Origin of the sequence: Phyllobacterium pellucidum (genome assembly GCF_013327855.1) — a bacterium.
GTDB classification, from domain to species: Bacteria; Pseudomonadota; Alphaproteobacteria; order Rhizobiales; family Rhizobiaceae; genus Phyllobacterium; species Phyllobacterium pellucidum.
Genome location: NZ_JABUMX010000001.1, coordinates 773,418 through 797,173, shown reverse-complemented (window position 1 = coordinate 797,173; position 23,756 = coordinate 773,418). Strand labels below are relative to the sequence as shown.

The 23,756-nt window shown below is 59.8% G+C and carries 25 protein-coding genes and 1 pseudogene; 18 read left to right on the top strand and 8 right to left on the bottom strand.

Annotated features, from left to right (window positions below; all coding sequences use genetic code 11):
- Positions 1 to 48: 48 nt before the first annotated feature.
- Genes HQ945_RS03865 through HQ945_RS03850 form a run of 4 tightly spaced genes read left to right on the top strand, consistent with a single transcriptional unit; the run spans position 49 to position 4,943 of the window.
- Positions 49 to 1,017 (top strand): ABC transporter permease, encoded by a 969-nt coding sequence (locus tag HQ945_RS03865; protein WP_174207666.1) that lies wholly within the window; start codon positions 49 to 51, stop codon positions 1,015 to 1,017.
- On the top strand, positions 1,014 to 1,895 hold the full coding sequence (locus tag HQ945_RS03860) for an ABC transporter permease (protein WP_113281797.1): 882 nt from the start codon (positions 1,014 to 1,016) through the stop codon (positions 1,893 to 1,895). The genes HQ945_RS03865 and HQ945_RS03860 overlap by 4 nt, the downstream gene beginning before the upstream one ends.
- Positions 1,888 to 3,918, top strand: a complete 2,031-nt coding sequence (locus HQ945_RS03855) for a dipeptide ABC transporter ATP-binding protein (protein ID WP_113281795.1) — start codon at positions 1,888 to 1,890, stop codon at positions 3,916 to 3,918. Before HQ945_RS03860 ends, HQ945_RS03855 begins: the two co-directional genes overlap by 8 nt.
- Positions 3,915 to 4,943 (top strand): Ldh family oxidoreductase, encoded by a 1,029-nt coding sequence (locus tag HQ945_RS03850; RefSeq protein WP_174207665.1) that lies wholly within the window; start codon positions 3,915 to 3,917, stop codon positions 4,941 to 4,943. The genes HQ945_RS03855 and HQ945_RS03850 overlap by 4 nt, the downstream gene beginning before the upstream one ends.
- A 157-nt stretch (positions 4,944 to 5,100) precedes the next feature.
- Here HQ945_RS03850 and HQ945_RS03845 read toward each other — a convergent pair.
- Positions 5,101 to 5,265: pseudogene (locus tag HQ945_RS03845) on the bottom strand (LysR family transcriptional regulator); the annotation flags it as partial.
- Positions 5,266 to 5,414: 149 nt separating this feature from the next.
- Here HQ945_RS03845 and HQ945_RS03840 point away from each other — a divergent pair.
- Positions 5,415 to 6,152: an isochorismatase family protein gene (locus HQ945_RS03840; protein ID WP_036813836.1), complete on the top strand. Its 738-nt coding sequence runs from the start codon at positions 5,415 to 5,417 to the stop codon at positions 6,150 to 6,152.
- 93 nt (positions 6,153 to 6,245) lie between these two features.
- Here the strand turns inward: HQ945_RS03840 and HQ945_RS03835 are convergent, their stop codons facing one another.
- Entirely contained in the window at positions 6,246 to 6,725 is a 480-nt protein-coding gene (locus HQ945_RS03835; RefSeq protein WP_027230128.1) for an SRPBCC family protein, read from the bottom strand.
- Positions 6,722 to 7,081: an ArsR/SmtB family transcription factor gene (locus HQ945_RS03830; RefSeq protein ID WP_051614523.1), complete on the bottom strand. Its 360-nt coding sequence runs from the start codon at positions 7,079 to 7,081 to the stop codon at positions 6,722 to 6,724. Before HQ945_RS03830 ends, HQ945_RS03835 begins: the two co-directional genes overlap by 4 nt.
- 140 nt (positions 7,082 to 7,221) lie before the next feature.
- Between HQ945_RS03830 and HQ945_RS03825 the strand changes: the two genes are divergently transcribed.
- A complete protein-coding gene (locus tag HQ945_RS03825; protein WP_113281791.1) occupies positions 7,222 to 8,388 on the top strand; it encodes a YbfB/YjiJ family MFS transporter in 1,167 nt (388 codons plus the stop codon).
- Here the strand turns inward: HQ945_RS03825 and HQ945_RS03820 are convergent.
- Complete coding sequence (locus HQ945_RS03820; RefSeq protein ID WP_027230125.1) at positions 8,385 to 8,798, bottom strand: ACT domain-containing protein; 414 nt, start codon at positions 8,796 to 8,798, stop codon at positions 8,385 to 8,387. The genes HQ945_RS03825 and HQ945_RS03820 overlap by 4 nt on opposite strands.
- Positions 8,799 to 8,961: 163 nt before the next feature.
- On the opposite strand from HQ945_RS03820, the gene sbmA (HQ945_RS03815) reads away from it, so the two are divergent.
- Positions 8,962 to 10,215, top strand: coding sequence for a peptide antibiotic transporter SbmA (sbmA, locus tag HQ945_RS03815; RefSeq protein ID WP_113281789.1), 1,254 nt, complete (start codon positions 8,962 to 8,964; stop codon positions 10,213 to 10,215).
- Positions 10,216 to 10,399: 184 nt separating this feature from the next.
- Entirely contained in the window at positions 10,400 to 11,653 is a 1,254-nt protein-coding gene (gene sbmA, locus HQ945_RS03810; RefSeq protein ID WP_113281876.1) for a peptide antibiotic transporter SbmA, read from the top strand.
- Positions 11,654 to 11,675: 22 nt separating this feature from the next.
- Here sbmA (HQ945_RS03810) and HQ945_RS03805 read toward each other — a convergent pair whose 3' ends face one another.
- On the bottom strand, positions 11,676 to 12,713 hold the full coding sequence (locus HQ945_RS03805; protein ID WP_246272500.1) for a polysaccharide deacetylase family protein: 1,038 nt from the start codon (positions 12,711 to 12,713) through the stop codon (positions 11,676 to 11,678).
- 147 nt (positions 12,714 to 12,860) lie between these two features.
- On the opposite strand from HQ945_RS03805, the gene HQ945_RS03800 reads away from it, so the two are divergent.
- The 9 genes from HQ945_RS03800 (at position 12,861) to HQ945_RS03760 (ending at position 20,430) form a co-directional block, all read left to right on the top strand.
- Positions 12,861 to 13,445, top strand: a complete 585-nt coding sequence (locus HQ945_RS03800; protein ID WP_027230122.1) for an NnrU family protein — start codon at positions 12,861 to 12,863, stop codon at positions 13,443 to 13,445.
- 144 nt (positions 13,446 to 13,589) lie between these two features.
- A complete protein-coding gene (locus HQ945_RS03795) occupies positions 13,590 to 14,270 on the top strand; it encodes a tetratricopeptide repeat protein (protein WP_027230121.1) in 681 nt (226 codons plus the stop codon).
- 17 nt (positions 14,271 to 14,287) lie between these two features.
- Entirely contained in the window at positions 14,288 to 15,757 is a 1,470-nt protein-coding gene (der, locus tag HQ945_RS03790) for a ribosome biogenesis GTPase Der (protein WP_113281784.1), read from the top strand.
- 150 nt (positions 15,758 to 15,907) lie between these two features.
- Positions 15,908 to 17,071, top strand: coding sequence for a cell wall hydrolase (locus HQ945_RS03785; RefSeq protein WP_246272593.1), 1,164 nt, complete (start codon positions 15,908 to 15,910; stop codon positions 17,069 to 17,071).
- Positions 17,072 to 17,669: 598 nt separating this feature from the next.
- Positions 17,670 to 18,080, top strand: a complete 411-nt coding sequence (locus HQ945_RS03780; protein ID WP_051614808.1) for an AtpZ/AtpI family protein — start codon at positions 17,670 to 17,672, stop codon at positions 18,078 to 18,080.
- Positions 18,081 to 18,139: 59 nt separating this feature from the next.
- On the top strand, positions 18,140 to 18,892 hold the full coding sequence (locus tag HQ945_RS03775) for a F0F1 ATP synthase subunit A (RefSeq protein ID WP_027230118.1): 753 nt from the start codon (positions 18,140 to 18,142) through the stop codon (positions 18,890 to 18,892).
- Between the two features lie 69 nt (positions 18,893 to 18,961).
- A complete protein-coding gene (locus tag HQ945_RS03770) occupies positions 18,962 to 19,189 on the top strand; it encodes a F0F1 ATP synthase subunit C (RefSeq protein ID WP_008125314.1) in 228 nt (75 codons plus the stop codon).
- A 105-nt stretch (positions 19,190 to 19,294) separates the two neighbouring features.
- Positions 19,295 to 19,933, top strand: a complete 639-nt coding sequence (locus HQ945_RS03765; RefSeq protein ID WP_027230117.1) for a F0F1 ATP synthase subunit B — start codon at positions 19,295 to 19,297, stop codon at positions 19,931 to 19,933.
- A 17-nt stretch (positions 19,934 to 19,950) separates the two neighbouring features.
- Positions 19,951 to 20,430, top strand: a complete 480-nt coding sequence (locus tag HQ945_RS03760; protein ID WP_162737267.1) for a F0F1 ATP synthase subunit B — start codon at positions 19,951 to 19,953, stop codon at positions 20,428 to 20,430.
- A 139-nt stretch (positions 20,431 to 20,569) separates the two neighbouring features.
- Here the strand turns inward: HQ945_RS03760 and HQ945_RS03755 are convergent, their stop codons facing one another.
- Together HQ945_RS03755 and HQ945_RS03750 are read right to left on the bottom strand one after the other, a co-directional pair.
- Positions 20,570 to 21,229 (bottom strand): ribonuclease HII, encoded by a 660-nt coding sequence (locus HQ945_RS03755; protein ID WP_036813274.1) that lies wholly within the window; start codon positions 21,227 to 21,229, stop codon positions 20,570 to 20,572.
- 116 nt (positions 21,230 to 21,345) lie between these two features.
- Positions 21,346 to 22,497, bottom strand: a complete 1,152-nt coding sequence (locus HQ945_RS03750) for a PA0069 family radical SAM protein (protein WP_027230114.1) — start codon at positions 22,495 to 22,497, stop codon at positions 21,346 to 21,348.
- 173 nt (positions 22,498 to 22,670) lie between these two features.
- Here HQ945_RS03750 and HQ945_RS03745 point away from each other — a divergent pair, with 173 nt between their 5' ends.
- On the top strand, positions 22,671 to 23,180 hold the full coding sequence (locus tag HQ945_RS03745) for a glycosyltransferase (RefSeq protein WP_113281782.1): 510 nt from the start codon (positions 22,671 to 22,673) through the stop codon (positions 23,178 to 23,180).
- A 22-nt stretch (positions 23,181 to 23,202) separates the two neighbouring features.
- Here HQ945_RS03745 and moaB read toward each other — a convergent pair whose 3' ends face one another.
- Positions 23,203 to 23,754: a molybdenum cofactor biosynthesis protein B gene (gene moaB / locus HQ945_RS03740; protein WP_027230112.1), complete on the bottom strand. Its 552-nt coding sequence runs from the start codon at positions 23,752 to 23,754 to the stop codon at positions 23,203 to 23,205.
- Between the last annotated feature and the right edge of the window lie 2 nt (positions 23,755 to 23,756).

Here is a 23,756-nt window from a genome sequence, read left to right as displayed (position 1 = left end):
AACGGACATCCTGCAACAGCCAGCTCCACGCAGGTGGGGCTGGCTAACATGGGAGCTAGAGCCATACTTTCCTTTCTGCTGAAGCGCATTGCCCTTTCGATCGTAACCCTGTTCCTGCTCAGTATCATGGTGTTCCTGGGAGGGCAGGTGCTGCCCGGAAATGTCGGGCGCGCCATATTGGGACCGCTCGCCGACCAGCGTGCCGTCGACGCGCTCAACCATTCGCTCGGCCTCGACCGGCCGCTGCTTGTACAATACTGGGACTGGATTTCCCATTTCGTTCAAGGCGATATGGGCACTTCCTATATTTTCCGGGCGCCTGTTGCGCCTTTCGTCATCGATGCGCTCGGCAATTCGATGAAGCTTGCGCTCGTTGCTTTCATCATGGTGGTGCCGCTCGGCATTCTCGGCGGCATCATCGCCGCGCTGAATGTCAATCGGCCCATCGACCGCATCATCAGCCTGGGGGGCCTTTCGGCAACCGTACTGCCGGAATTCGTCACCGGCATCATCTTCATTCTGCTCTTCGGCGTCTGGCTGAACTGGCTGCCGATTGCAGCCGTCTGGCCGCCGGGTTCGGGCGTCTTCACCCAAATCTACTATTTGATCCTTCCGGCATTGCCGCTGTTCCTCGTGCTCTTCGGCTACATCGCGCGCATGGCGCGATCAGGCATGATCGAGGCGCTCGATGCCGACTATACGCGCACCGCCGTCCTCAAAGGCCTGCCCTGGCATACGGTCATCTGGCGGCACGTGCTGCGCAATGCGCTGCTGCCGACGATCACGGTCATCGCCACCCAGACCGGCTACCTCATTGGCGGGCTCGTCGTGGTCGAGACCCTCTTCCGTTATCAGGGCATCGGCTCGCTGATCTTCACGGCCGCACGCGGCAAGGATTTCCCAGTGCTTGAAGCCGGTATCCTGACGATCGGCATCATCTATGCGGTGGCGACGCTGATTGCCGATCTTCTCTATTCCGTCCTCAATCCACGCATCCGACTGGGGACCGATCAATGACGGCGACCGATATCAAACAGCCTGACCTGCCCGCGCCGCCGATCAAGCATAGTCCCGCAATGGAAGTGGTGGCGGCGCTCGGCCGCTCCGGTTCTTTCATCACGGGTCTCGTCATCGTTGTCTTCTGGGTCCTGTGTGCGCTCTTCGGCGAATATTTTACGCCGCACGATCCGCTTGCGGATGACATTATTAACGCGCTCATGCCGCCCTCGGCCGATAACTGGTTTGGCACCGACCAGCTCGGTCGCGACGTGTTCTCGCGCGTCATCGTCGGGTCGCGCGATATATTGACGGTCGCGCCTCTGGCGACGTTGCTGGCCACCATTGCCGGCACAACGCTCGGCCTGTTCACCGGCTATTTCCGCGGACTTGTCGATGACGTGATCAGCCGCATCCTCGAAGCGTTCATGGCAATCCCGGTCGTGATCGTCGCACTGCTCGCCATCGTTGCGCTCGGAACGTCGAAGACCACGGTCATCATCGTCATTGGCCTGAGCTTTGCGCCGATCATCGCCCGCACCGTGCGTTCGGCCGTTCTGTCGGAGCGCGAACTCGACTATGTCGCGGCGGCGCAATTGCGCCGCGAGAGCGCGCTGCACACCATGTTCGTGGAAATTCTTCCCAACGTCATACCGCCAATCCTGGTTGAGACCACCGTTCGTCTTGGCTATGCCATCTTCGCGGTTGCGACGCTGAGCTTCATGGGCTTCGGCATCCAGCCGCCATCGCCGGACTGGGGCCTGAGCATTTCAAGCAATTACGGGATGATCGGCGGAGGCTTCTGGTGGACCGTGCTCTTCGATGCGTTCGCTATCGCCTCGCTGGTGATCGGCGTCAATCTTGTGGCCGACGGCGTGCAGGGGGCCTTGAATGACTGACTTATCGACACCCAATGCGCTCGAACTGCATCATCTCTCCGTCGCCTATCGGGTTGGCGGCCGCAACCGCGCTGTGCTGCGCGATCTGAGCCTTACGATTCGCCCGGGCGAAGCTTACGGCCTTGTCGGCGAATCCGGCTGCGGTAAATCGACGGTTGCCCTGTCTGTCGTGCGCTATCTCCCCCGCAACGGAGTCATCACCGCTGGCGAAATCGCCCTTGTCGGCCACAATGTCATGAAGCTCGACAACGAGTCGCTGCGCCGCATGCGTGCCGAAAGCGTATCGATGGTGTATCAGGATCCCGGCAAGGCGCTGAACCCGTCGATCCGCATCGGGCGGCAAATGACCGAGATTTTCGAGCTGCGCGGAATTTCCGACCAGGCCGCCGTCGATCAGGCCATCTCCATGCTCAACCGCGTCCGTATCTCCGATCCGATACGGGTCATGCAGCGCTATCCGCACCAGCTCTCCGGCGGCATGCAGCAGCGCGTCGGCATTGCCATGGCGCTCGCCAGCGATCCGACAATGCTGATCCTCGACGAGCCGACCACCGGCCTCGACGCGACAGTCGAGGCGGAGGTGCTCGACCTCATTGCCAAGCTCAGGCAGGAACTTTCAGCGTCGATCCTCTTCATCAGCCACAACCTCGCGGTGGTCTCGCGCATGTGCGACCGCGTCGGCGTTCTTTACGCCGGCATGCTTGTCGAGGAGGGGACGACCGCCGAAGTTTTCAACAATCCGCGCCATCCCTACACCGTGGCACTGTTGCGCTGCCTCCCGCGGGGCGGCCAGCGCAAGGACCAGATCAGGCTCGACACAATTCCGGGATTTCTCCCGGCGCCGGGCGCAACGATCACCGGCTGTCCCTTTGCCGATCGCTGCGCCCTTGCCGACAGCCGGTGCCATAATGAACTGCCGCCGCTGCACGACCTCGGTGGCCGCCTTTCGCGGTGCCACTATCACGAACGCGCGCAGGACTTGCCGCGCACGACGCCGGGAAGCATTGCAGCAGCGCCGGCGGCCCACGGCCGCGAGCCGGTCTTGCGCATCAAGGATCTCAACAAGACCTATGCTGCTCATGGCCACGCCCTGCGTGCGGTCAACGACGTTTCCCTTGATCTGATGCCGGGACAGACCCTAGGCCTCGTCGGGGAATCGGGAAGCGGCAAGACAACCTTTGCCCGGCTCCTCCTCGGCCTCGTTCCAGCCGACTCCGGCGGCTCGATGCAACTCGATGGCCAGCCACTCGCGTCAAAACTTGAAAGCCGCAGTGCCGATCAGGTCAAGGCGATGCAGATCGTTTTCCAGAATCCCGATTCAGCGCTCAATCGCGCGCATTCGATCCGCCACATCATGGGCCGTGCCTTGCGGACGCTGGCCGGCCTGAAAGGCGCGGCGCAACAAAAACGCCTCATCGAGTTGGTCCGCTCTGTCCGGCTGACAGAGCGTCATCTCAGCGTAAAGCCGCGCCAGCTTTCGGGTGGCCTCAAGCAGCGTGTGGCAATCGCCCGCGCCTTCGCCGGCGATCCGCGCATCGTCGTGTGCGACGAGCCCACCTCGGCGCTCGACGTGTCGGTGCAGGCGGCGATCCTCAATCTCCTTGCCGATCTGCAGACAAAGGAGCATGTCAGCTACATTTTCATCTCGCACGATCTTGCCGTCGTTCGTTACCTGTCCGACCACATCGCCGTGCTCTATCTCGGGCGGATCATGGAGATCGGCCCGTCCGAACGCGTGTTCTCCGGCCCGCACCATCCCTATACCGAAGCGCTGCTTTCGGCCGTACCGAAGCTCGACGAGACCGAACCGAGCCGCGTCCGGCTCGACGGGGAGATTCCAAGCGCCGTCAATCCGCCGTCCGGGTGCGTTTTCCATACGCGCTGCCCGCGCAAGATCGGCGCGATCTGCGAGGAACAGGAGCCGCCGCTCTTCGATTCCGAACCCGAACACAGGATCCGCTGCCACATTCCGTTCGAGGAATTGGCGCGGCTGCAAAAGAAGCAAGAGGTGATACCGGCATGAGCGACGAGAGGGTGATGACCTATGACGAAATCGAAACGCTCGCGGCGAGGGCCCTGATCGCTTCTGACGTTGCTCCGGAGAATGCGGCGGCAGTCGCAAAATCAATTGCGGCGGCCGAACGTGACGGGCAGGCGATCGTCGGCCTTTCCTATCTTCCGACCTATTGCGACCATGCCGCCTGCAAAAAGGTGGACGGCCACGCGCAGCCGCGTCTTGAGCAATTGTCGCCTGTCGCGCTGCGTGTCGACGCCGGCACCGGCTTTGCCCATCCGGCGATCGCGCTCGGACTACCGGCGCTCATCGACGCGGCCCGCCAATCGGGCATTGCGGCGCTGTCGGTCACAAATTCCTATGCCTGCGGGTCGCTCGGCTATTTTGTCGAGGATCTGGCAGCCGAGGGGCTCATTGCGCTGATGACGGCCAATGCTTCACCCTCGATTGCGCCCTTCGGCGGCAAGACGCCGTTCTTCGGTACCAATCCGCTCGCCTTTGCCGTCCCACGTGACGGGCATGCGCCGTTGGTCATCGACCAGTCGTCGAGCGTCGTCGCCAGGGTTGCGGTCATCGACGCCTATAATCGCGGTGTGCCGCTGCCTGACGGCTGGGCCATCGATGCGGAGGGTGTGCCGACCAACGATGCGGCCGCGGCGATGGAGGGTAGCCTTCTGCCGATCGGAGGCTACAAGGGTTTCGGGCTTGCACTGATGGTCGATATTCTTGCTGCGGGCCTTGGCGGCGCACACTGGTCCTACGAAGCATCATCCTTTGGCGATTGCGAAGGTGGGCCGCCGCGCACGGGCCAGTTCATCATCGCCATTGATCCCGACATGTTTGCCGGGCCCGGCTTCGCCGGTCGGCTCGAGCAGATGCTGACGGCGGTCAAGGAAACGCCTACCGTGCGGCTACCCGGCGACCGCCGTCTCGAAGCACGCCGCCAGCATGCCAACGGTGTCGCGCTGCCGGCCGCCGTGGTGGCGACCATCGAGCGCTATGCGCGCGACGGCTCACCGATGCTGACGAAATAGGCAGTGTTGTCAGCGCCGCAGATCGCTGCGAGACCGAACGCGGATGCAGATTGGGCGGCCTAAACGAATACTACCTTTGGAAGCTCGGCAGCCAGATGATCGATGAAGACGCGAACCAATGGCAGCAGGCCTTGTCGGTATGGGATCAGGGCGGTCAGCGTGGAGTCGTGCGGTTGAGCAAGCGAACGCCCAACTCGGACGCAAGCCGCCTGATCCTGTGGCTCAATGTCGATTTGGGCACGCGCAACGTTCGGCCGGCCGCTGTAAAGCCGCCCCGATCCACAACCTGAACGAAATAATAAAAGTCGTTGAGATCGAGCATGCCCGCTCCTTCGTCCAAAGAGATGGACGTTAAGTCTGAAACTTGCCCTCTTCTTGGCCGGAAAGCCAGCCCTTAAGTTCGTCCCGTCGCCGCAAAGGTAGCGACTCCGGGCGAGCCATGGTGGCTGTCCGGAAATTGACGGAGGCATCATGGAACGGCGTCACTTCCTCCAGACAGCAGCAATAGGAGCGGCTGCGACGGCATTCGGCCTCGCTCCCTCGCTTGCCGCCGCAATTCAACCACGCCGACCGCAGGAGTACGAAATGTCCGACCAGGTCCGTCCTTATGAACCGCTCACTTCCGACAATACGGCGCTTGTTCTCGTCGATCATCAGATCGGCCTGATGACTGGTGTGCGGGACTATTCCACCGGGGAGTTGAAGCACAACATTGTCGCTCTGGCAAAGGCGGCCCGCGCCCTCAATCTCCCGATCATCGTCACGACCACGGCGAGCGATAGCATGTGGGGGCCGACGTTTCCCGAACTCGTCGAAGCGCTGCCCGGCACAAAGATAATCGACCGGTCGTCGGTCAATGCCTTTGATGATCCGACCGTGGCGCGCGCCATAGAAGCGACCGGCCGCAAGAAGCTAATCTTCGCGGGCATCTCCCTCGAGGTTTGCGCGGCGTTCCCTGCGATAAGTGCGATCGGCAAGGGCTATGATGCCTATGTTGCAGTCGATGCGTCCGGCACATTCAACCAGACGAAGCGAGAGGCCGGCTTGCTGCGCATGCTTCAAGCCGGTGTTGTCGTCTCAGACTATGCGACCCTGATGGTCGAAATCCTCAAGGACAATGCGCGACCCGAAGCCGGCGCCGTTTATGGGGCTCTCGATATGCCATGGGCAAAACTCGTAGGGCAGATCGCGCTGGCCAACGGCAAATGAATTGATCCGCCGTCGAGGATGTCGCGCGCCGTGGTGGCGACCGTCGAGCGCTATGCACGCGACGGCTCACCGATGCTGACGAAATAGGCCGAGTTACATTTCGCTCTTGATATAAGCGACCATCTGGTCGAGCACGGTGCCCCAGCCATCGTGGAATCCCATCTCCTCGTGCTGCTTCTTGCCCGCACTGTCGCGATGGATCGCGATGGCCCGGTAGCGCGTGCCGTTTCCTTCGGGTTCCAATGTCAGATAGGCGGTGAAAAAGGGCTTTTCCGACGGACGATAGCCGGGGAGCAGCGCATCTGTCCACACGAGCTTCTCATTGGGAACGACTTCGAGATAGCAGCCGACATTCGGAAACGACTGGCCTTCGGGTGAGAGCATGGTCGTCCGGAACACGCCGCCCGGCCGAAGGTCGATCTCGCAATCGGTGGTCTGCCAAGGCTTCGGCGTGAACCATTTGACGATATGTTCGGGCGTCGTCCACGCCTTCCATACAAGTTCGCGCGGCACATCGACGACGCGTTCAAGAACGAGATCGAGTTCCGGATTTATTGCGGGTAGCTGCGTCATTTATCCTGCTCCTTGAGTTGAATGAGATAGTCGTCGAGCTGATCGAGGCGGCGTTCCCAGAGGGAACGTTGCTTCGCGAGCCAATCCTCGATCAATTGCAGCGGCTCCGGTTCGAGCCGGTAGGTTCGCACGCGGCCGGTTTTCGCCGACCGCACAAGGCCGCACCCTTCGAGCACCTTGAGGTGTTCGACGAAGGAGGGCAGCGCCATATCGAATGGCGCTGCAAGTTCGCTGACCGAAGCCGGGCTGCTTCCAAGCCGTTCGAGCACGCGTCGCCGCGTCGGGTCTGAAAGCGCGCGGAAGATGCCGTCAATCGGCGCCATCGCTTGCGCAGCACCATGGGTAGCACCAAACATAATCGCACCTCCTTCCGTGCGGATAAACACTTAGGATATTTCCTAAGTGTTGGCAAGCCGCCTGCAATCGATTACCGCGAATAACCCAACCATCAAATTTATTGGCTTGTCAGTGTGCACTGCAGCGATAATGTCCCGCCATGCAATCGCAGACCTCATCCTCCGTCCGCCTCGCGCTTGGCGGGCTTGTTTCCATGGCCGTCGGCATGGGCATCGGCCGCTTCATCTTCACGCCGATCCTGCCAGGCATGATGAGCGATCTCGGCCTGTCGCCGGGCGATGCGGGCCTTATCGCCTCCGCGAACTATGTGGGATATCTGCTCGGTGCTGTGGTGGCGGGTTTCAGCTGGTGGTCCGGCTACGAACGGCCGCTCGTCTACCTCGCGCTGGCATCGAGTGCCGCGCTCTGCTTCATGATGAGCATCAGCGATGGCGTCATCGCCTTTTCGCTGGTGCGGTTCCTTGCCGGCATGGCCAGCGCCTTCATGCTGGTGTTTGCGGCGACCATCGTCTTCAGCCACCTTGCCGCAGCCAACCGCCAGGACCTGCAGGCGATCCATTTCGGCGGGGTCGGCACCGGCATCGCCGTTTCATCGCTGCTCGTCGCCTTCAGTTCCGCCAATGGCTATGGTTGGCGGGAGGACTGGATCGGTGCTGCGATCCTTTCGCTATTGGGTCTGCTGGCCGTACTTATGCTCATCAGGACGGGTCCCGTTCGCAGTGGCGCGGCGGTAGAGGAGCCGCGTCTTGCCTGGACGCCCGCTTTCATCAAGATCAATATCGCCTATGGCATATTCGGCTTTGGCTATATCATTACTGCAACCTTTATCATCGCCATCGTGCGCTCCAACCAGGGTGGGCCGTGGATGGAGGCGCTGGTCTGGCTTCTGACCGGTATCGCCGGGGCAGTTTCGGTCTGGCTGTGGACGCCGCTTCTGCACAGGACCGGCCCCTTCGTCGCCCTTGCGCTCGGATGCGCGGTGCAGGCGATCGGCGTTGCGGCAAGCGTCGTCCTGCCGGCACCCTATGGTCCGATAATCGGCGGTCTCCTGCTCGGACTGACATTCATCGTCATCACCGCCTTCGGCTTCCAGGCGGGCCGGGTACTCTTGCCGCATTCGCCGCGCAAGGTCATGGCCGTGATGACGGCGGCTTTCGGTATCGGCCAGATCATCGGTCCGCTCGTGGGCGGCTACCTTGCCAATATTACCGGCGACTTCATCTTCGCGACGCTCGCCGCAGCGGCAAGCCTCATCATTGCCGCGGCCTTTGCCTATTCGGCGCGCCGCGGGCAGGGTGGCCGCTAGCTGGTTCGCCCGGCGTCCTGCGCCAATTGGTGCAGTAAGTTCATGGCCTCCTCGGCGCGATCTTCCGGTACGAACAGGTGGTCGTGGTAATACCCGGCGACCGGATTGACGCCCATGCCGGCCTTCGCAAGGCAGGCTGTAATCGCCGCAAGAAAGCCGACGGCCTCCAGCGAGGAGTGAACGTCGAGCGTTATCATCCGCGAGCGAAATATCGCTGCAAGCCCATATTGCTTAGCGGTGGCTTCATCGACGATCAGCGTCAGGCCTTCCGCCTCACGAAACATCATCACCGGCTCGACGCCGGCCGGGGCCGAGTCACCCTTGGCAATGGTCGCAAACATATAGACGCCCTCGGCGAGAACCGGACGCATCGTTGCCAGAAGCTTGCCAAGATCCGTTTCACCAACCATCGCGTCCTCCATTGTTTGCTCATTGCAACCAGCAAGCTGGGCAAAAGTAAACGTTGAGCCTTGCCTAACTGCGGACACCGTGCACTAGCTTTAAGAAGAATATTATCTAACCAACTGATTTCACAACCATAAATTGCTAGAGATTGCATAAGGAACGCGCCGCGTGTTTGTATCGTTTTTTCCCAAGCCCAAACTCTTCTTTGTTTCTGCCGTGCTCTGGTCGCTTGCTGCCGTGCTCTTCTGGATATTCGCGGGTGAGCCGTTGGGCGCGCGCTTAGGTATGCCCCCGGCAGACCCGAGCGCGCCGCCTGTCCTCGGCGCCGCTGTTTTCATCACCAAACCGTATTTATGGCTCTACATTTATTTTGGGACCGCCGTCGCCATCTTCGCAGCATTCTGGATGTGGTATGCGCCGCACAGGTGGCAGATGTGGTCGGTTCTCGGCTCCGCCCTTATCCTTTTCACGACTTACTTCGACGTCCAACTGAACCTGGCACTCAATGGCTGGCGCGGCCCGTTTTTTAATCTTTTCCAGAAGGCGATCACAACGCCGGGTTCCGTGGCGGCATCGGAACTTTATTGGTTGCAATGGCAGTTCATGACAATCGGCCTTACCAATGTCGCCCTCGGCGTTGGCTCGATCTTTTTCGTCAGCCACTATGTCTTTCGCTGGCGTACTGCCATGACCGAATATTACACGGCCCATTGGAGCCGGTTGCGGCATATCGAAGGCGCATCCCAGCGTGTTCAGGAAGACACGATGCGGTTTTCACGGACGATCGAAGACTTGGGTGTCAGTTTCATTCAGGCCGCAATGACGCTGATCGCATTCCTTCCATTGCTCGCGCAACTCTCGCTGCAGATCACTGAACTCCCAATCATCGGGCAAGTGCCGTATTCACTTGTGATCGTCGCCGTCGGATGGTCGCTTTTCGGCACTCTGCTGCTCGCGATCGTCGGTTTCAAGCTGCCGGGCCTTGAATTCCGGAACCAGAGGGTGGAGGCAGCGTATCGCAAGGAACTGGTGCTGGGCGAGGACGACGCTGGCCGTGCACAGCCGATGGCTTTGACGGAACTCTTCGCAAACGTTCGCCGCAACTATTTCCGGCTCTATTTCCATTACGGTTACTTCAATATCGCCCGTTCTCTCTATAGCCAGGCCGATGCGATCTTTCTGAACGTGCTGCTTATTCCAACAATCGCGGCAGGCAAGATCACGCTTGGCCTTTGGCAACAGATGAGCACTGCATTTGGGGAGGTAAGCAATTCCTTCCAATATCTTTACAGGTCGTGGCCGACCATCGTTGAACTGCTCTCGATCTATAAGCGCCTGCGCGCCTTCGAGGCGTCCATCAATGACGAGCCCCTTCCGGCAATCGATCATGCCTATCTGGCGACGCAGTCGGAGAACAACTGAGTTAACCCGCTACAGGTGGGCGATTTCAAATCGCCCACCTGTAGCCTCGCCATCCCCATTTCCGATCGTCAGATCATTACAGCAATTTAATCGCTGTTGAGCGATGTTTGACCAATTCGTGCTGTTAAGTGCAATTCAGAACAACTATGAATTGCGCAACTTTTCACACGGAGAACGTGTCGCTGTGTTCGTTTCATTCTTCCCAAGGCCGAAGCTCTTCTTCATTTCGGCAGTGCTCTGGTCGCTTCTCGCCGTCCTTTTCTGGTTTACCATAGGCGAACAGCTTGGCGCCCGGTTCGGCCTACCGCCGGCGGCGCCTGATGCGCCTCCAATCATCGGCATTGCCAGCTTCTGGTCGACGCCATTCATCTGGTTCTATATCTATTTTGCCATCGTCGTACTTATCTTCGCCGCATTCTGGGCCTGGTTCTCCCCGCATCGCTGGCAGCGCTGGTCGGTGCTTGGCTCGGCTTTCATCCTGTTCGTCACCTATTTCCAGGTGCAGGTCAGCGTCGCCGTCAACAACTGGTACGGACCTTTCTACAATCTCATCCAGACGGCGGTGTCGAAGTCCGCGCCGGTGACCTACGAGCAGTTCTATGAGGGCGTGAGCCAGTTCCTCGGCGTCGCCCTGGTCGGGGTCACCGTTAGTGTGCTTCTCGCCTTCTTCGTCAGCCACTACATCTTCCGCTGGCGCACTGCCATGAACGAATTCTACATGTCGCACTGGAGCCAGCTTCGCCATATCGAAGGTGCCTCGCAGCGTGTGCAGGAAGACACGATGCGCTTTGCCGAGACCATGGAGGGTCTTGGCGTCCGGCTCATCGATTCCTTCATGACCTTGATTGCCTTCGTCCCGGTCTTGATCGCGCTTTCGGCGAATATCACTGAACTGCCGATCGTCGGCGAAGTGCCGCATCCGCTGGTCTTTGCCGCCGTTTTCTGGTCGATCTTCGGAACGGTGGTGCTCGCGGGCGTCGGCGTCAAATTGCCGGGCCTGCAGTTCCGCAACCAGCGTGTCGAAGCAGCGTACCGCAAGGAACTCGTCTATGGCGAGGATCACGACGACCGCGCCCAGCCGCCGGTGGTGAGGGAGCTTTTCGCCAATGTGCGGCGCAATTATTTCCGGCTCTATTTCCACTATATGTACTTCAACGTCGCCCGCTATCTCTATCTGCAGACCGACAATATCTTCTCTCTGATCGTGCTGATCCCTTCGATCGTCGCCGGCAAGATCACGCTCGGGACGATGAACCAGATTAGCGGCGCCTTCTCGCAGGTAACGTCGTCGTTCCAGTACCTCGTCAATTCGTGGACGACTATTGTCGAGCTTATATCGATCTACAAGCGCCTGCGCGCCTTCGAGGCGGTGATCTATGACGAGCCGCTGCCGTCGATCGATGAGCACTACCTGCGCACGCAGACCGAAGACGCTTGAGACTGACGAAGTGAGGGGCGGCTCAGATGCCGCCCTTTGCCGCGGGTTGTGAGACTTCCGCCCGGGCGACTGGCATGGCAACACCGCCCGTTTCCTTCAAATATTGACTGTACGTCGTGCACCGCACATCGGCTTTGGTGCAGACCTCTTCGGTAAAGCGCTCCAGCGCCCGCCAATAGGCATCGCCATTCATCAGCGTGAAGTGCAGCCCGATCTGGAACGGGATGCGCTGGCCTTGATACTGCCGGTCGAAAGCGCCCTTGAAGGCGTCATAGGCGCGGCCCTCGAACACGTTCAATTGATCAGGACGCTCCACCGCGCCGGAATGGCGGACGTAAAGATTATAATCCATGGCGATCACCGGGCGATTCTGCGGGCCTTCGCTGATCGTCGGCAGCCCGAACTGATAGATGCCGCTCGAATGCACCGGCAAGGCCGGCCCCCGCGAAACGCCGCTGCCGTCGAAGGTATAACCCTGATCGCGGAGCGCCGATATCAGCGCGGGACCCTCGGAAAGATAGGGCGCGCGGAATCCGCGTATCTCGTCGGCGACAAAGTGCTTCCAGCCTTCGGGCTCCGCATCGCTTCCATATTTCGCCCAGGCGCCGGTCAACACCTGCTTGTAGGTGACAAGTTCCCGCTGCCAGTCTGCCTTTGTCCAGTTCTTGCCGTCGAAGTGGCCGCAGGCATGGCTCGCGATTTCATTGCCTTCGTTGCGCGCCCGCCAGATATTGTCGAGCCGCTTTGCGATATCCTGTTTCGATGTGGCGAAGCCGATGTTCGAACGGCCCGGCGCCTGGCCGGGAGCCTGGTAGGACTTCCGGTCGGACTGATCGATCAGGAAGACGCAGGAAAGAAAATAGGTGAACTTCGCATTGCTGCGCTGCGCAAGTGCGCGGCTGCGATCCCAAAGCTCGTTGCTGCCGGAATTGTCAAACGAGATCAGCACATATTGCGGCTTTGCGCCCGGCGTATCGCGCGCCGCCACGCCGCCATCGGCCAAGGCCGGCATCGAAAACAACAGGCTCATGGATGCGGCGGCGAGGATGGTCGAACGCATGATGGGGTAACGCGGCTCCGGGAAGGGAAATAACGTCGCTACAGGGCAAATGTGGCGATGATCGGACGCGGCGATCCACCGCAAGCGATCAGCTTGGAACTATTCCAATGCCGCTATAATCTCAGGCATCTTTCGGGGAGGGCGACCATGCTGGTACTGATTCTTGGGATCATTGTTTTTCTCGGCGTTCATTCGGTCCGCATCGTTGCGCCGCAATGGCGGCTCGCCAAGATCGAGCAGTGGGGCGAGAACAAGTGGAAGGGCTTCTATTCGGTACTCTCGCTTGCCGGCTTCTTCCTCCTCGTCTGGGGATACGGCCTTGCCCGTCCTGACGCCCCGATCCTTTACGAACCACCCGTCTTCATGAAGCATATCGCCGGTCTCCTGATGCTGTTTGCCGCGATCTTCCTCGGCGTCTTCATCGCGAAGCCCGGCAGGATGAAACCCGCGCTCAAGCACCCGATGCTTATCGCCATCAAGACATGGGCATTGGCGCATCTTCTTGCCAACGGCGATCTGGCCTCGCTGATCCTGTTCCTGTCGTTCCTCGCCTGGGCGGTGGCCGATAGGATTGCCATCAAGCAGCAGGAGCGCGCCGGCCTCATTAGCTCCCCCAACATTGTGGCAGGCCCGGTGTCCAACGACATTATCGCGGTCGTCATTGGCGTCGTACTCTACGGCCTGTTCGTGTGGAAATTGCACGCTTTGTTGATCGGCGTTCAGCCGATGTAACCGGCGGAGATGACCTAATTTTCGTTTGCCACTTACATCCTTTGAGTTTTCCGACTAAAAGCGCCTGAACTCCATGCGCGGGCGGCTCTGCTGCACCGCGTTTTTAACAATTGTACTTTGGCGCAAGCTGAACCAAGAGGCACTATGACTGACGACGGCTTTTTCCGTGAAGTGAATGAGGAACTGCGTTCCGACAAGGTGAAGGCTTTCTGGAAACGCTACGGCTCGCTGCTCATCGGCGGCGTGGTGGCAATCGTCGTCGGCACCGCGGCCTTCTCCTTCTACGAATACTGGACCGAGAGGCAGGCTTCGCAATCGGGCGACAAGTTCCTGGCTGCGCTCAACCTTGTTCGGGACGGCAAGAACGACGACGCCCTGAAGACGCTCGATGAACTCGAGAAGGATGGCTATGGCGCCTATCCCGTGCTCGCACGCATGCGCGCCGCGGGCGTCCTCGCCCAGAAGGGCGACAACGCCGGCGCGGTCGCCGCCTTCGACAAGGTCTCCGCCGATAGTTCGATCCCGCAGGCCATTCGCGATCTTGCCAAGCTGCGCGCTGCCTTCATTCTCGTGGACACTGGATCCTATGAGGACGTGGCAAGCCGCGTCGAGACGCTGTCTTCCGATTCAAGCCCGATGCGTCATTCGGCGCGCGAAGCGCTGGGTCTTGCGGCCTGGAAGGCTGGACGCGGCGCCGATTCCGCCAAGCTGTTCCAACAGATCGCCGACGACAAGTCGGCTCCCGCCAATGTTCGCCAGTTCGCCGATACCATGCTGGATATGTTGCGCAGCACCGGTGCGGCGCCTGCTGCAACAGCCGGCTGAGACAGGAAACCGAACGGATGAGTTTCACCCTTGCCATCGTAGGGCGCCCGAACGTCGGCAAGTCCACGCTTTTCAACCGCCTTGTCGGTCGCAAACTGGCACTCGTCGACGATTTGCCGGGCGTGACCCGCGACCGGCGCATTCATTCGGCCAAGCTGTACGATCTGAATTTCGATGTGATCGACACGGCCGGCCTTGAGGAAATGCCGAGCGAATCGCTCGAAGGCCGCATGCGCGCGCAGACCGAAGCCGCCATCGGCGAAGCCGACCTCATTCTGTTCCTGGTGGATGCCAAGGCGGGTGTCACGCCCACCGACGTTACCTTCGCCGATCTCGTGCGCCGTTCCGGCAAGCCCGTGGTTCTCGTTGCCAATAAGGCGGAAGCGCGTGGCGCAGAGGCCGGGATGTACGATTCCTGGCAACTCGGCCTTGGCGAGCCTTGCCCGATATCGGCCGAACACGGCCAGGGCTTTCCCGATCTGCGCGACGCAATTATCGAGGCGATGGGCGAGGAGCGCGTCTTCCCGGACGAACACGCCGAAAAAGACACAGATGATTCGGTCGCTGTCAGCATTCCGGCTGCGCCTGGGCCATCGGCGGATCTCATCGGCGACGATATTGACGATCCGGATGCCGAGGACGTTCCCGACTACGATTCGTCGAAGCCCCTGCGCATTGCGATTGTCGGCCGTCCGAATGCCGGCAAATCGACGCTTGTCAATACGATGCTGGGCGAAGACCGTCTGCTGACGGGACCGGAAGCCGGCATTACCCGCGACTCCATCTCGGTCGACTGGGAATGGAAGGGCCGCAAGATCAAGCTTTTCGATACGGCTGGCCTGCGCCGCAAGTCCCGCGTCCAGGGCAAGCTCGAAAAGCTCTCGGTCGGCGATGCACTGCGGGCGATTCGCTTCGCCGAAGTCGTTATTATCGTTCTCGATGCGACGATCCCCTTCGAAAAGCAGGATCTGCAGATCGCTGACCTTATCATTCGCGAAGGTCGCGCCCCGGTCATCGCCTTCAACAAGTGGGACCTTGTCGAGAACCGCCAGATGGTGCTCGCCGATCTCCGTGAGAAGACGGAACGGCTGCTGCCGCAGATCCGCGGTATTCGCGCGGTGCCGATTTCGGGCGAACGCAATCAGGGCATCGACAAGCTGATGGCGGCCGTCGCCACCACCGACGAAATCTGGAACCGGCGCATTTCCACTGGCCGTCTCAATCGTTGGCTCGAGGGCGTGACGACGCATCATCCGCCGCCCGCTGTTGCCGGACGCCGCCTCAAGATCAAGTACATCACACAGGTCAAGACGCGCCCGCCGGGCTTCGTCATCTCGTGTTCGCGTCCGGAAGCCTTTCCGACATCCTATGTGCGCTATCTGTCGAACGGCCTGCGCGAGACATTCGACATGCCGGGTGTTCCGATACGCGTCGTGTTGCGCGCATCCGACAATCCGTTCGCGGGCCGCGCCAGGAAGAAGCGCTGAGCATCGCGGATAATATCCGGCGTGGGCTCGTTCGCTAAACTTCTGCCTGCGCCGTTAACTCTCCATCAAGGTTAATGCTTCATTTTTTAGCTCGAACTGTTCGGTTTGAGTGGGGTTATCGGCGTGCGTTTCTCTGAGTATGTGCGGGCATTGCGTTCCCTGCGAACCAACCAGACCGGCAAGAGCTATACGGCGCCTTTGCTCATTGGCGCGGCGCTTTATCTCTTTTCCCCGACCGTGACCGCATACCAGGATATGACGAGCCTCCTTTCCGGATCCGAATCGGGGCAGGGGCGCTGGAGTTCCTATCTCGAAAAATCGCCGGCAGGTTCGATCCAGAAGGCCAACATGTCGTTCGTCGATGAAAAGGCGATCACGGGTTCGATTCCTGCAAGCGGTGTCGATGCGCCCGGCATCGGTCCGATCGCCATCAAGGGTACGCAGAAGTCGCGTGACGCCACTCCGGACGAGGAGCGGATCAATCGCGCCGAAAAGCAGGGGCGAATCGTTTCGATCAGCAAGAAGGCGCCGCCGAAAGCCTTCAACGCCGGCTCGATCCTTCAGCGCCAGAGCATGCTGGTTCGCCCGTCCAAGGATATTGAAGTCGCAATGGCATTCACCAGGCCGAATATCGCTGGCAAGGAATTTCAGATCGCGCTCGCATTTCACAACCGGGCTCCGGAAAAGCCGGCTTCCGACATGCCGCCAATGCTGGCGAGCCTCGTCAATAATGACAAGCCTGATGTTCTGGCACTTGGCTACGCGCCGGCGACGCCGGATTATTCGAAGACCTCGCCATTCGATTCGATCCTTACCGAGCCGAAATCGCCGGGACGCTTTGTCCCGCAGCTCGGTGCCGGCGACCACTATTGGCTGGCAACGCCTTTGCCTCCCGTCGTTTTCACCAAGGAAGAACAAAAATGCCTGGCGACAGGCATTTATTTTGAGGCGCGCAGCGAGAGTATCAAGGGACAGGCGGCAGTGGCGCAGGTCATTCTGAACCGCGTGCGCAACCCGGCCTATCCGAAGACGATTTGCGGGGTCGTCTACCAGAACGATGACTGGATCAATCGCTGCCAGTTCTCGTTCGCCTGCGAGGGCCGCAAGCTCCACGTCACGGAACCGAGGGAATGGAAAGTAGCGCAGCAGGTGGCGCAGGCCGTGACATCCGGACAGATTTTCCTGCCTGAAGTTGGGTCCGCCACCCATTACCATGCAGTCTATGTTCGCCCCAACTGGGCGCGAACGATGAAGCGTGTCGACAAGATCGGCGCGCACATCTTCTACCGCACATTTGGCGGCGGCTGGATTTGATCCGACTTTCGTCGTCTTGGAATTGATGCGAGAGCTGCTATATTGCTCTTGGAGTGGGGGACGAGCTTTCGCCCGCCCCCCGTTCCTGATTAGTTGAATTGAACCCGGATCGACATTGTCCAGCCAGTCCGGGTTCTTTTCATAATCAGGGTGATGCTAAGTGGCTTGAACCACATGCTTCACCTCCAAGTTCGAGGGCAAGGCCTTTGCCATGGTCGAAGCGGCCCATCCTCCTCGATACGCCGGCTGGCTCGGCGCACCTGCTTTCCCTCAAACTGTCGGTGCCGCATTTATCGGAAAGTTCGCTGTTGCCCGCAAGAAACGCAGGGTTGCGAATAGCTGTTGCGGGGCGTGTGTCTGGTTGGTGCGTATCAGAACCGATGCTTGACGGACCGCGATCGGCGAGGATTCGAACCCGAATTTTCGCCAAAGAGGTGAGACATAAAGTCATATTTGCCTAACATATTGAATTTTACGGCGAAAATTACCCTTGAGAGTCTCCTTCCAGCGCCTTGACTAGCGCGGATCGGGACAATATGTTGCGCGCGACTTCGAAGCGGGGGTGAAGCCTCGCATTCAGCGTGTAAAGGACATGCCATTGGCCAACGGGAAAGAACCCGATAAGTCAGGTCCTGTCGGTGACACGCCGGGTGCTGGACGCAGACTGACTTCGGATGAACTGGAGAGTCGCAGTCGCTCTCTGGCGGCAAAATTGGCTGCCAGGGGTGTAGGTCTCAAGCCCAGTTCGCAAGACAAGGGGACGGAAACCGCCTCCGGTGTCGCGCAGGCCGTGAAATTGTCGAGCGAGTTCATCGCCGGCGTTCTGGCTGGTGCGGGGTTGGGCTGGTTAGCTGACCGATTTTTGGGTACTTCACCTTGGGGGCTGATCGTGCTGCTCCTCCTTGGTTTTTGTGCTGGAACGCTGAACATCCTGCGCTCGACGGGACGTGTGGCGGAGAACCAAGGTGCGGAGCTCGGCAAGGGTTCGGACACCAAGAAACCGGAATAGGCTTCGGCCAAGGTCGCAAGACTGGACCCGCAAGTAGAGACATTACAGACGAGGTTAGAGTGTCAAACGATCCGATTCATCAATTCCATATCAACAAGTGGATTCCCATTGATGTGGGTGGAGTCGACCTCTCCTTCACCAACTCGTCGGCCTTCATGGTCGCAACGGTTGCTGTCGCTTCGGCATTTCTCTATTTCACCTCGTCCAACCGCGGATTGATCCCGACCCGCCTCCAGTCGGTTTCCGAGATGGCCTACGAGTTCGTGGCCTCGACGCTGCGCGATTCGGCTGGCAGCGCCGGAATGAAGTTCTTCCCGTTCGTTTTCTCGCTTTTCATGTTCGTGCTCGTTGCCAACATGCTCGGCATGTTTCCGTACTTCTTCACGGTCACGAGCCAGATCATCGTCACCTTCTGCCTCGCAATCCTCGTCATCGGTACCGTGCTGGCCTATGGCTTCGCCAAGCATGGCTTCAAGTTCCTCGGCGTCTTCGTACCGTCCGGCGTTCCCAAGCTTCTGCTTTTGCTCGTGGTGCCGATTGAAATCATTTCATTCCTCTCCCGTCCGATCAGCCTTTCAGTTCGTCTTTTCGCCAACATGCTTGCTGGCCACATCACACTGAAGGTTTTTGCCGGCTTCGTTGCCTCGATGAGCGCTCTCGGCGCTCTCGGCATTGGCGGCTCGATCCTGCCGCTCGCCATGACGGTCGCGCTGACGGGTCTCGAATTCCTGGTGGCTTTCCTTCAGGCCTACGTCTTCACCGTGCTCACCTGCATGTACCTGAACGACGCAGTACATCCTGGCGGTCACTGAGAAAACTTCACCGGCGGTCTCCGCCAAATGCAAATCTATCAATGAGAATTCTATCCAAAGGAGTTTAATATGGATCCGGTAGCAGCAAAGTACATCGGTGCAGGTCTCGCCTGTTTTGGTATGGCCGGCACGGCCCTCGGCCTCGGCAATATCTTCGGCAGCTATCTGTCCGGTGCACTGCGCAACCCGTCGGCAGCTGACGGCCAGTTCGGCCGCCTGGTATTCGGCTTCGCCGTTACCGAAGCTCTGGGCATCTTCTCGCTGCTCATCGCTCTTCTGCTTCTCTTCGCTGTTTAATTCACGACAGCGCACTGTTACTGGCTGCGCTGCGCGCGGCCAGTAATCATATGCAGCAATCCAGTTTGCTGATTTGGGAAACGCCCGAACCCAAGGGGACAACATATGTTTGTGTCTTCGGCGCATGCCGCATCCACAACGGAAACAATCGTCGCTCAGACCGATACGCATGGCGCTGCCGGGACGGCCGCTCCTGCGGCGCCTGACGCTCATGCAACCGAAACCCATACCGAAACCGGTGTGGCGCATGAGAAGGCTGTCTTCCCGCCCTTTGATACGACCCACTTCGCCTCCCAGGTTCTGTGGCTCGCACTGACATTCGCGGCGTTTTACCTCTTCCTCTCTCGGGTGATCCTGCCTCGCCTCGGCGGTATCATCGAGACGCGCCGCGATCGTATCGCGACCGATCTCGACCAGGCTGCCCGCATGAAACAGGATTCGGACGAAGCACTTGCCGCCTATGAGCAGGAACTTGCCGACGCCAAGAAGAAGGCGGGCTCTATCGCCCAGACCGCGCAGGACGAAGCCAAGGCCAAGTCCGATTCGGAAATGGCGAAGATTACCGCCGAACTCGAACAGAAGCTCAGCGAAGCCGAAGCCAGCATTGCCGCCATCAAGGACAAGGCAATGAAGGAAGTCGGAACCATTGCCGAGGATACGGCAACCGAGATCGTCAACAAGATCATCGGTGGCAATGTCGACAAGGCAAGCGTCTCTGCCGCTGTCAAAGCCGTCCGGGGCTGAGGAGAACGAAAATGGAATTGGACGCAACATTTTACGCCCTCGTAGGCCTGATCATCTTCCTCGCGCTGATCGTCTACCTCAAGGTACCGGGTGTCGTCGGCAAGTCGCTCGACAGCCGCGCCGATCGTATCCGTGACGAGTTGGAGGAAGCACGCCGCCTGCGTGAAGAAGCCCAGTCGCTGCTCGCTGAATTTCAGCGCAAGCGCAAGGACGCCGAAAAGGAAGCCGGCGAGATCGTGGCCATCGCCCAGCGCGAAGCCCATGGCCTGCTTGAGGAAGCCAAGAAGAAGAGCGAAGAGTATATCGCGCGCCGCCACAAACTGGCCGAACAGAAGATTGCCCAGGCCCAGGTCGAAGCGGTCAACGAGGTTCGCGCCACGGCTGTCGATGTTGCCGTAGCAGCAGCGAGCAGGGTTCTCGCTGACAAGGTCGATACAAAAACGTCGGCTGACCTCTTCAAGTCTTCGCTGTCCGAGGTAAAGTCACGCCTCAACTAAGTTTGGCTGAATGCCTGTCGAGAAGCCGCCTCCGGGCGGCTTTTTGTTTGCCGCTACCTGTGGAAGAGCGGTGGATGGTGCGCTGCGATGTGCCAAGCAATCCGACCTCTGGGAGCAGCACTATCCAACAGGCGGTGCTCTAGACCTGCCGATCCTTGAGCGGCGAGAAACTGAAGCGGTGCAGTCCGACCACCGGGCCATGGGCTTCCATGGCATTGCGATGATATTCGGTGGCATAGCCGACATGCGACTCGAGACCGTACAGCGGCAGATACTTGCCCGTCTGGGTCATCATGCGGTCGCGCGTCACCTTGGCAAGGATCGATGCTGCAGCGATCGACACCGATCGCTGGTCGCCCCGGATCAGGGCCGTTGCAGGGCAGGGCAAACCGGGCGCCACGTCGCGTCCGTCGATCAGTGCGTGGCCGGGCTGAATGGCGAGCCCGCAAACCGCCCTGCGCATCGCTTCGAGCGCGGCTTTCAGAATATCTGTGGCGTCGATTGCCGGCGCCGAAACGCTGGCCACCGCGCAGGAGAGCGCCGTGGCCGTAATGATATCGAAAAGTTCCTCGCGTCGCTGCGCTGTCAGGCGCTTCGAATCGTCGAGCCCATCGGGAATTTTCTTCGGATTGAGGATCACCGCGGCGGCGACCACCGGGCCGGCCAGCGGGCCGCGCCCCGCCTCATCGATGCCGACGATATATTCGACGCCGCTGCGCATGAGCTTACGCTCGCTGGTAAAGTCCGGTTTTACCGGCTCCAGGGGAAGAAGCAGAGAATCAGAACGCGATCGAGCCATGTTGCGACGAAACTCGCATTCGTTCTGATTCTCTGCAAGTCCTCAGGTAGCGATGGGGTAGGCTACCCAAGGTCACATCAGGCCGGGATGGGGGCGCGGCCTGACGGAAACCCTTGTTAAAACAAGGAAAGTTGCTCGCTTCCCGGAGTTGGGGAAAAAAGATCGGTGCGCAAGCGCCGTTTGGCGAGATTCATCCCCAGCCGCTTGGCCGCGATCTCGAAGCGGCGGCCGATCTGCCAGGCATAAGGCCCGTCGCCGCGCATGCGCTTGCCCCATTCAGCATCGTAGTCCTTTCCGTCGCGCATGGACCGTACCAGCGAAAGCACGTGGCGGTAGCGGTCTGGATAGTTGCGCAGCAGCCATTCCTTGAAGATCGGGCTGACTTCGAGCGGTAGCCTGAGCAGGACATAACCCGCCTCGAGCGCACCCACTGCCCTCGCGCTATCAAGGACGCGCTCGATCTCATGATCATTAAGACCGGGGATGACCGGCGCAACCATGACACCGACCGGAACGCCGGCATCGGCGAGACTGCGCAGTGCCTGCAGGCGGCGCGTCGGCGTCGAGGCCCGGGGTTCCATGGTTCGCGCCAGCTTGCCGTCCAGCGTCGTGACCGAAAGGCATACCTTTGCGAGTCCCTTTTCCGCCATGCGTGCAAGGATGTCCTGGTCACGCATAACCAGCGCCGATTTCGTCACGATGCCCACCGGATGCTGGTGTGCCTCAAGCACCTGGAGTATGTCGCGCATGATGCGCCACTTCTTCTCGATGGGCTGGTAGGGGTCGGTATTCGTACCGATGGCGATCGTCTTCGCCGTATAGCCCGGCTTCGAAAGTTCCTTGTCGAGCATCTTCGCTGCATCAGGTTTGGCGAAAAGTTTCGATTCGAAATCGAGCCCGGCTGAAAGCCCCATATAGCTATGGGTAGGCCGCGCAAAACAGTAAATGCAGCCATGTTCGCAGCCGCGATAGGGGTTGATCGAACGGTCGAAGCTGATGTCGGGCGATTCATTGCGCGTGATGATGACGCGCGGCTTCTCGATCTGAACCTCGGTCTTGAAGGGCGGCAGGTCCTCGATCGTCTCCCACCCATCGTCATAGACATGGCGGCTCTCGGCTTCAAAGCGTCCCGACGGATTCATGCCTGCGCCGCGGCCACGGCGGCGCTCCGAATCGATGCGCAGGCCCGCTTCGTCGATCACGGCATTGGCGTGTTGTGCACGGCCTTGCCCGAAGGCGGCTTTGTCCGCTTGCACCACAATGTTCATTTGCGTTCTCCTTGGACCGAAGCGAATCTCGATTCGCTCATCACAGCCGCAACATGAATCTATTCCTAGCAAAAACCTAGAACAAAGCAAGAACAATATTGACGCGATCCCACCCATCTGTGCGCCGAAAGGACAGATGGATATTCGGCCGATTATGCGATAGAGCGTTCGAAATGATCTCCGTTCTGATTGAAACCCAAAATTCGGATGAACCTCTGGCAAGAACGCTCGCCGGGCTGGTGGGTGGCGCGGTCGAAGGATTGCTCAGCGACGTCGTGGTGGTCGATGAGGGATCCGTCGATCAGACGCACCGGGTCGCAGACCAGGCAGGTTGCATCTTCTTGCAGGACCAGACGCTGCTTGATGGTTTTCGCCGGGCGCGAAGCGAGTGGTTTCTTTTTCTGGAGCCGGGCGCGCGCCTGCTCGACGGCTGGATCGAGCCCGTTGCCATGCATGTGGAGCGCATGCAGGGGCCGGCCTGCTTCACCCGTTCTCAGGCGCATCGCAGGCCGTTCCTCAGCCGGGTGTTCAAGCCGGGAAATCCGCTCGCAGACGGATTGCTTATATCCAAGCGTCAGTCGATGGCGCTGTTCAATCCGGGCAAGAAATCGGTGGATATTGCGCGAGGCCTGGCAATGAAGCGGCTGCGCGCAGAAATTATTCCCGCCCCGTTGAAGGGCTAGAACTCCTATCCAGCAAGCTGCTTTAAGCTTTTCCGGTACGCTTCAGGTGCTCGTCGAGCCTTGGCATGATCTCGACGAAGTTGCACGGCATATGCCGGTAATCGAGCTGATGCTGCAGGATACCGTCCCACGCGTCCTTGCAGGCGCCGGGCGAACCCGGCAGCACGAAGACGAAGGTGGCGTTGACGACGCCGCCGGTCGCACGCGACTGGACCGTCGAGGTGCCAATCTTGTCGTAGGAAATGCGATGAAAGACTTCGGAAAATCCATCCATGCGCTTTTCAAAGATGGGTTCGAGCGCTTCGGGCGTCACATCGCGGCCGGTAAAGCCGGTGCCGCCGGTAGTGATGATGACGTCGATACCCGGATCCATCGACCAGGACAGCACCTTCTCGCGGATTTTGTTGACGTCGTCGGTCACGATGGCGCGTTCCGCCAGCGTGTGGCCGGCGGCAAGCAGGCGTTCAGCCAATGTGCTCCCGGATTTGTCGTCCTCGAGCTTGCGCGTGTCTGAGACCGTCAGCACGGCGATCTTCACTGGAACGAAGGGTCTTGTTTCATCAATGCGCGCCACGG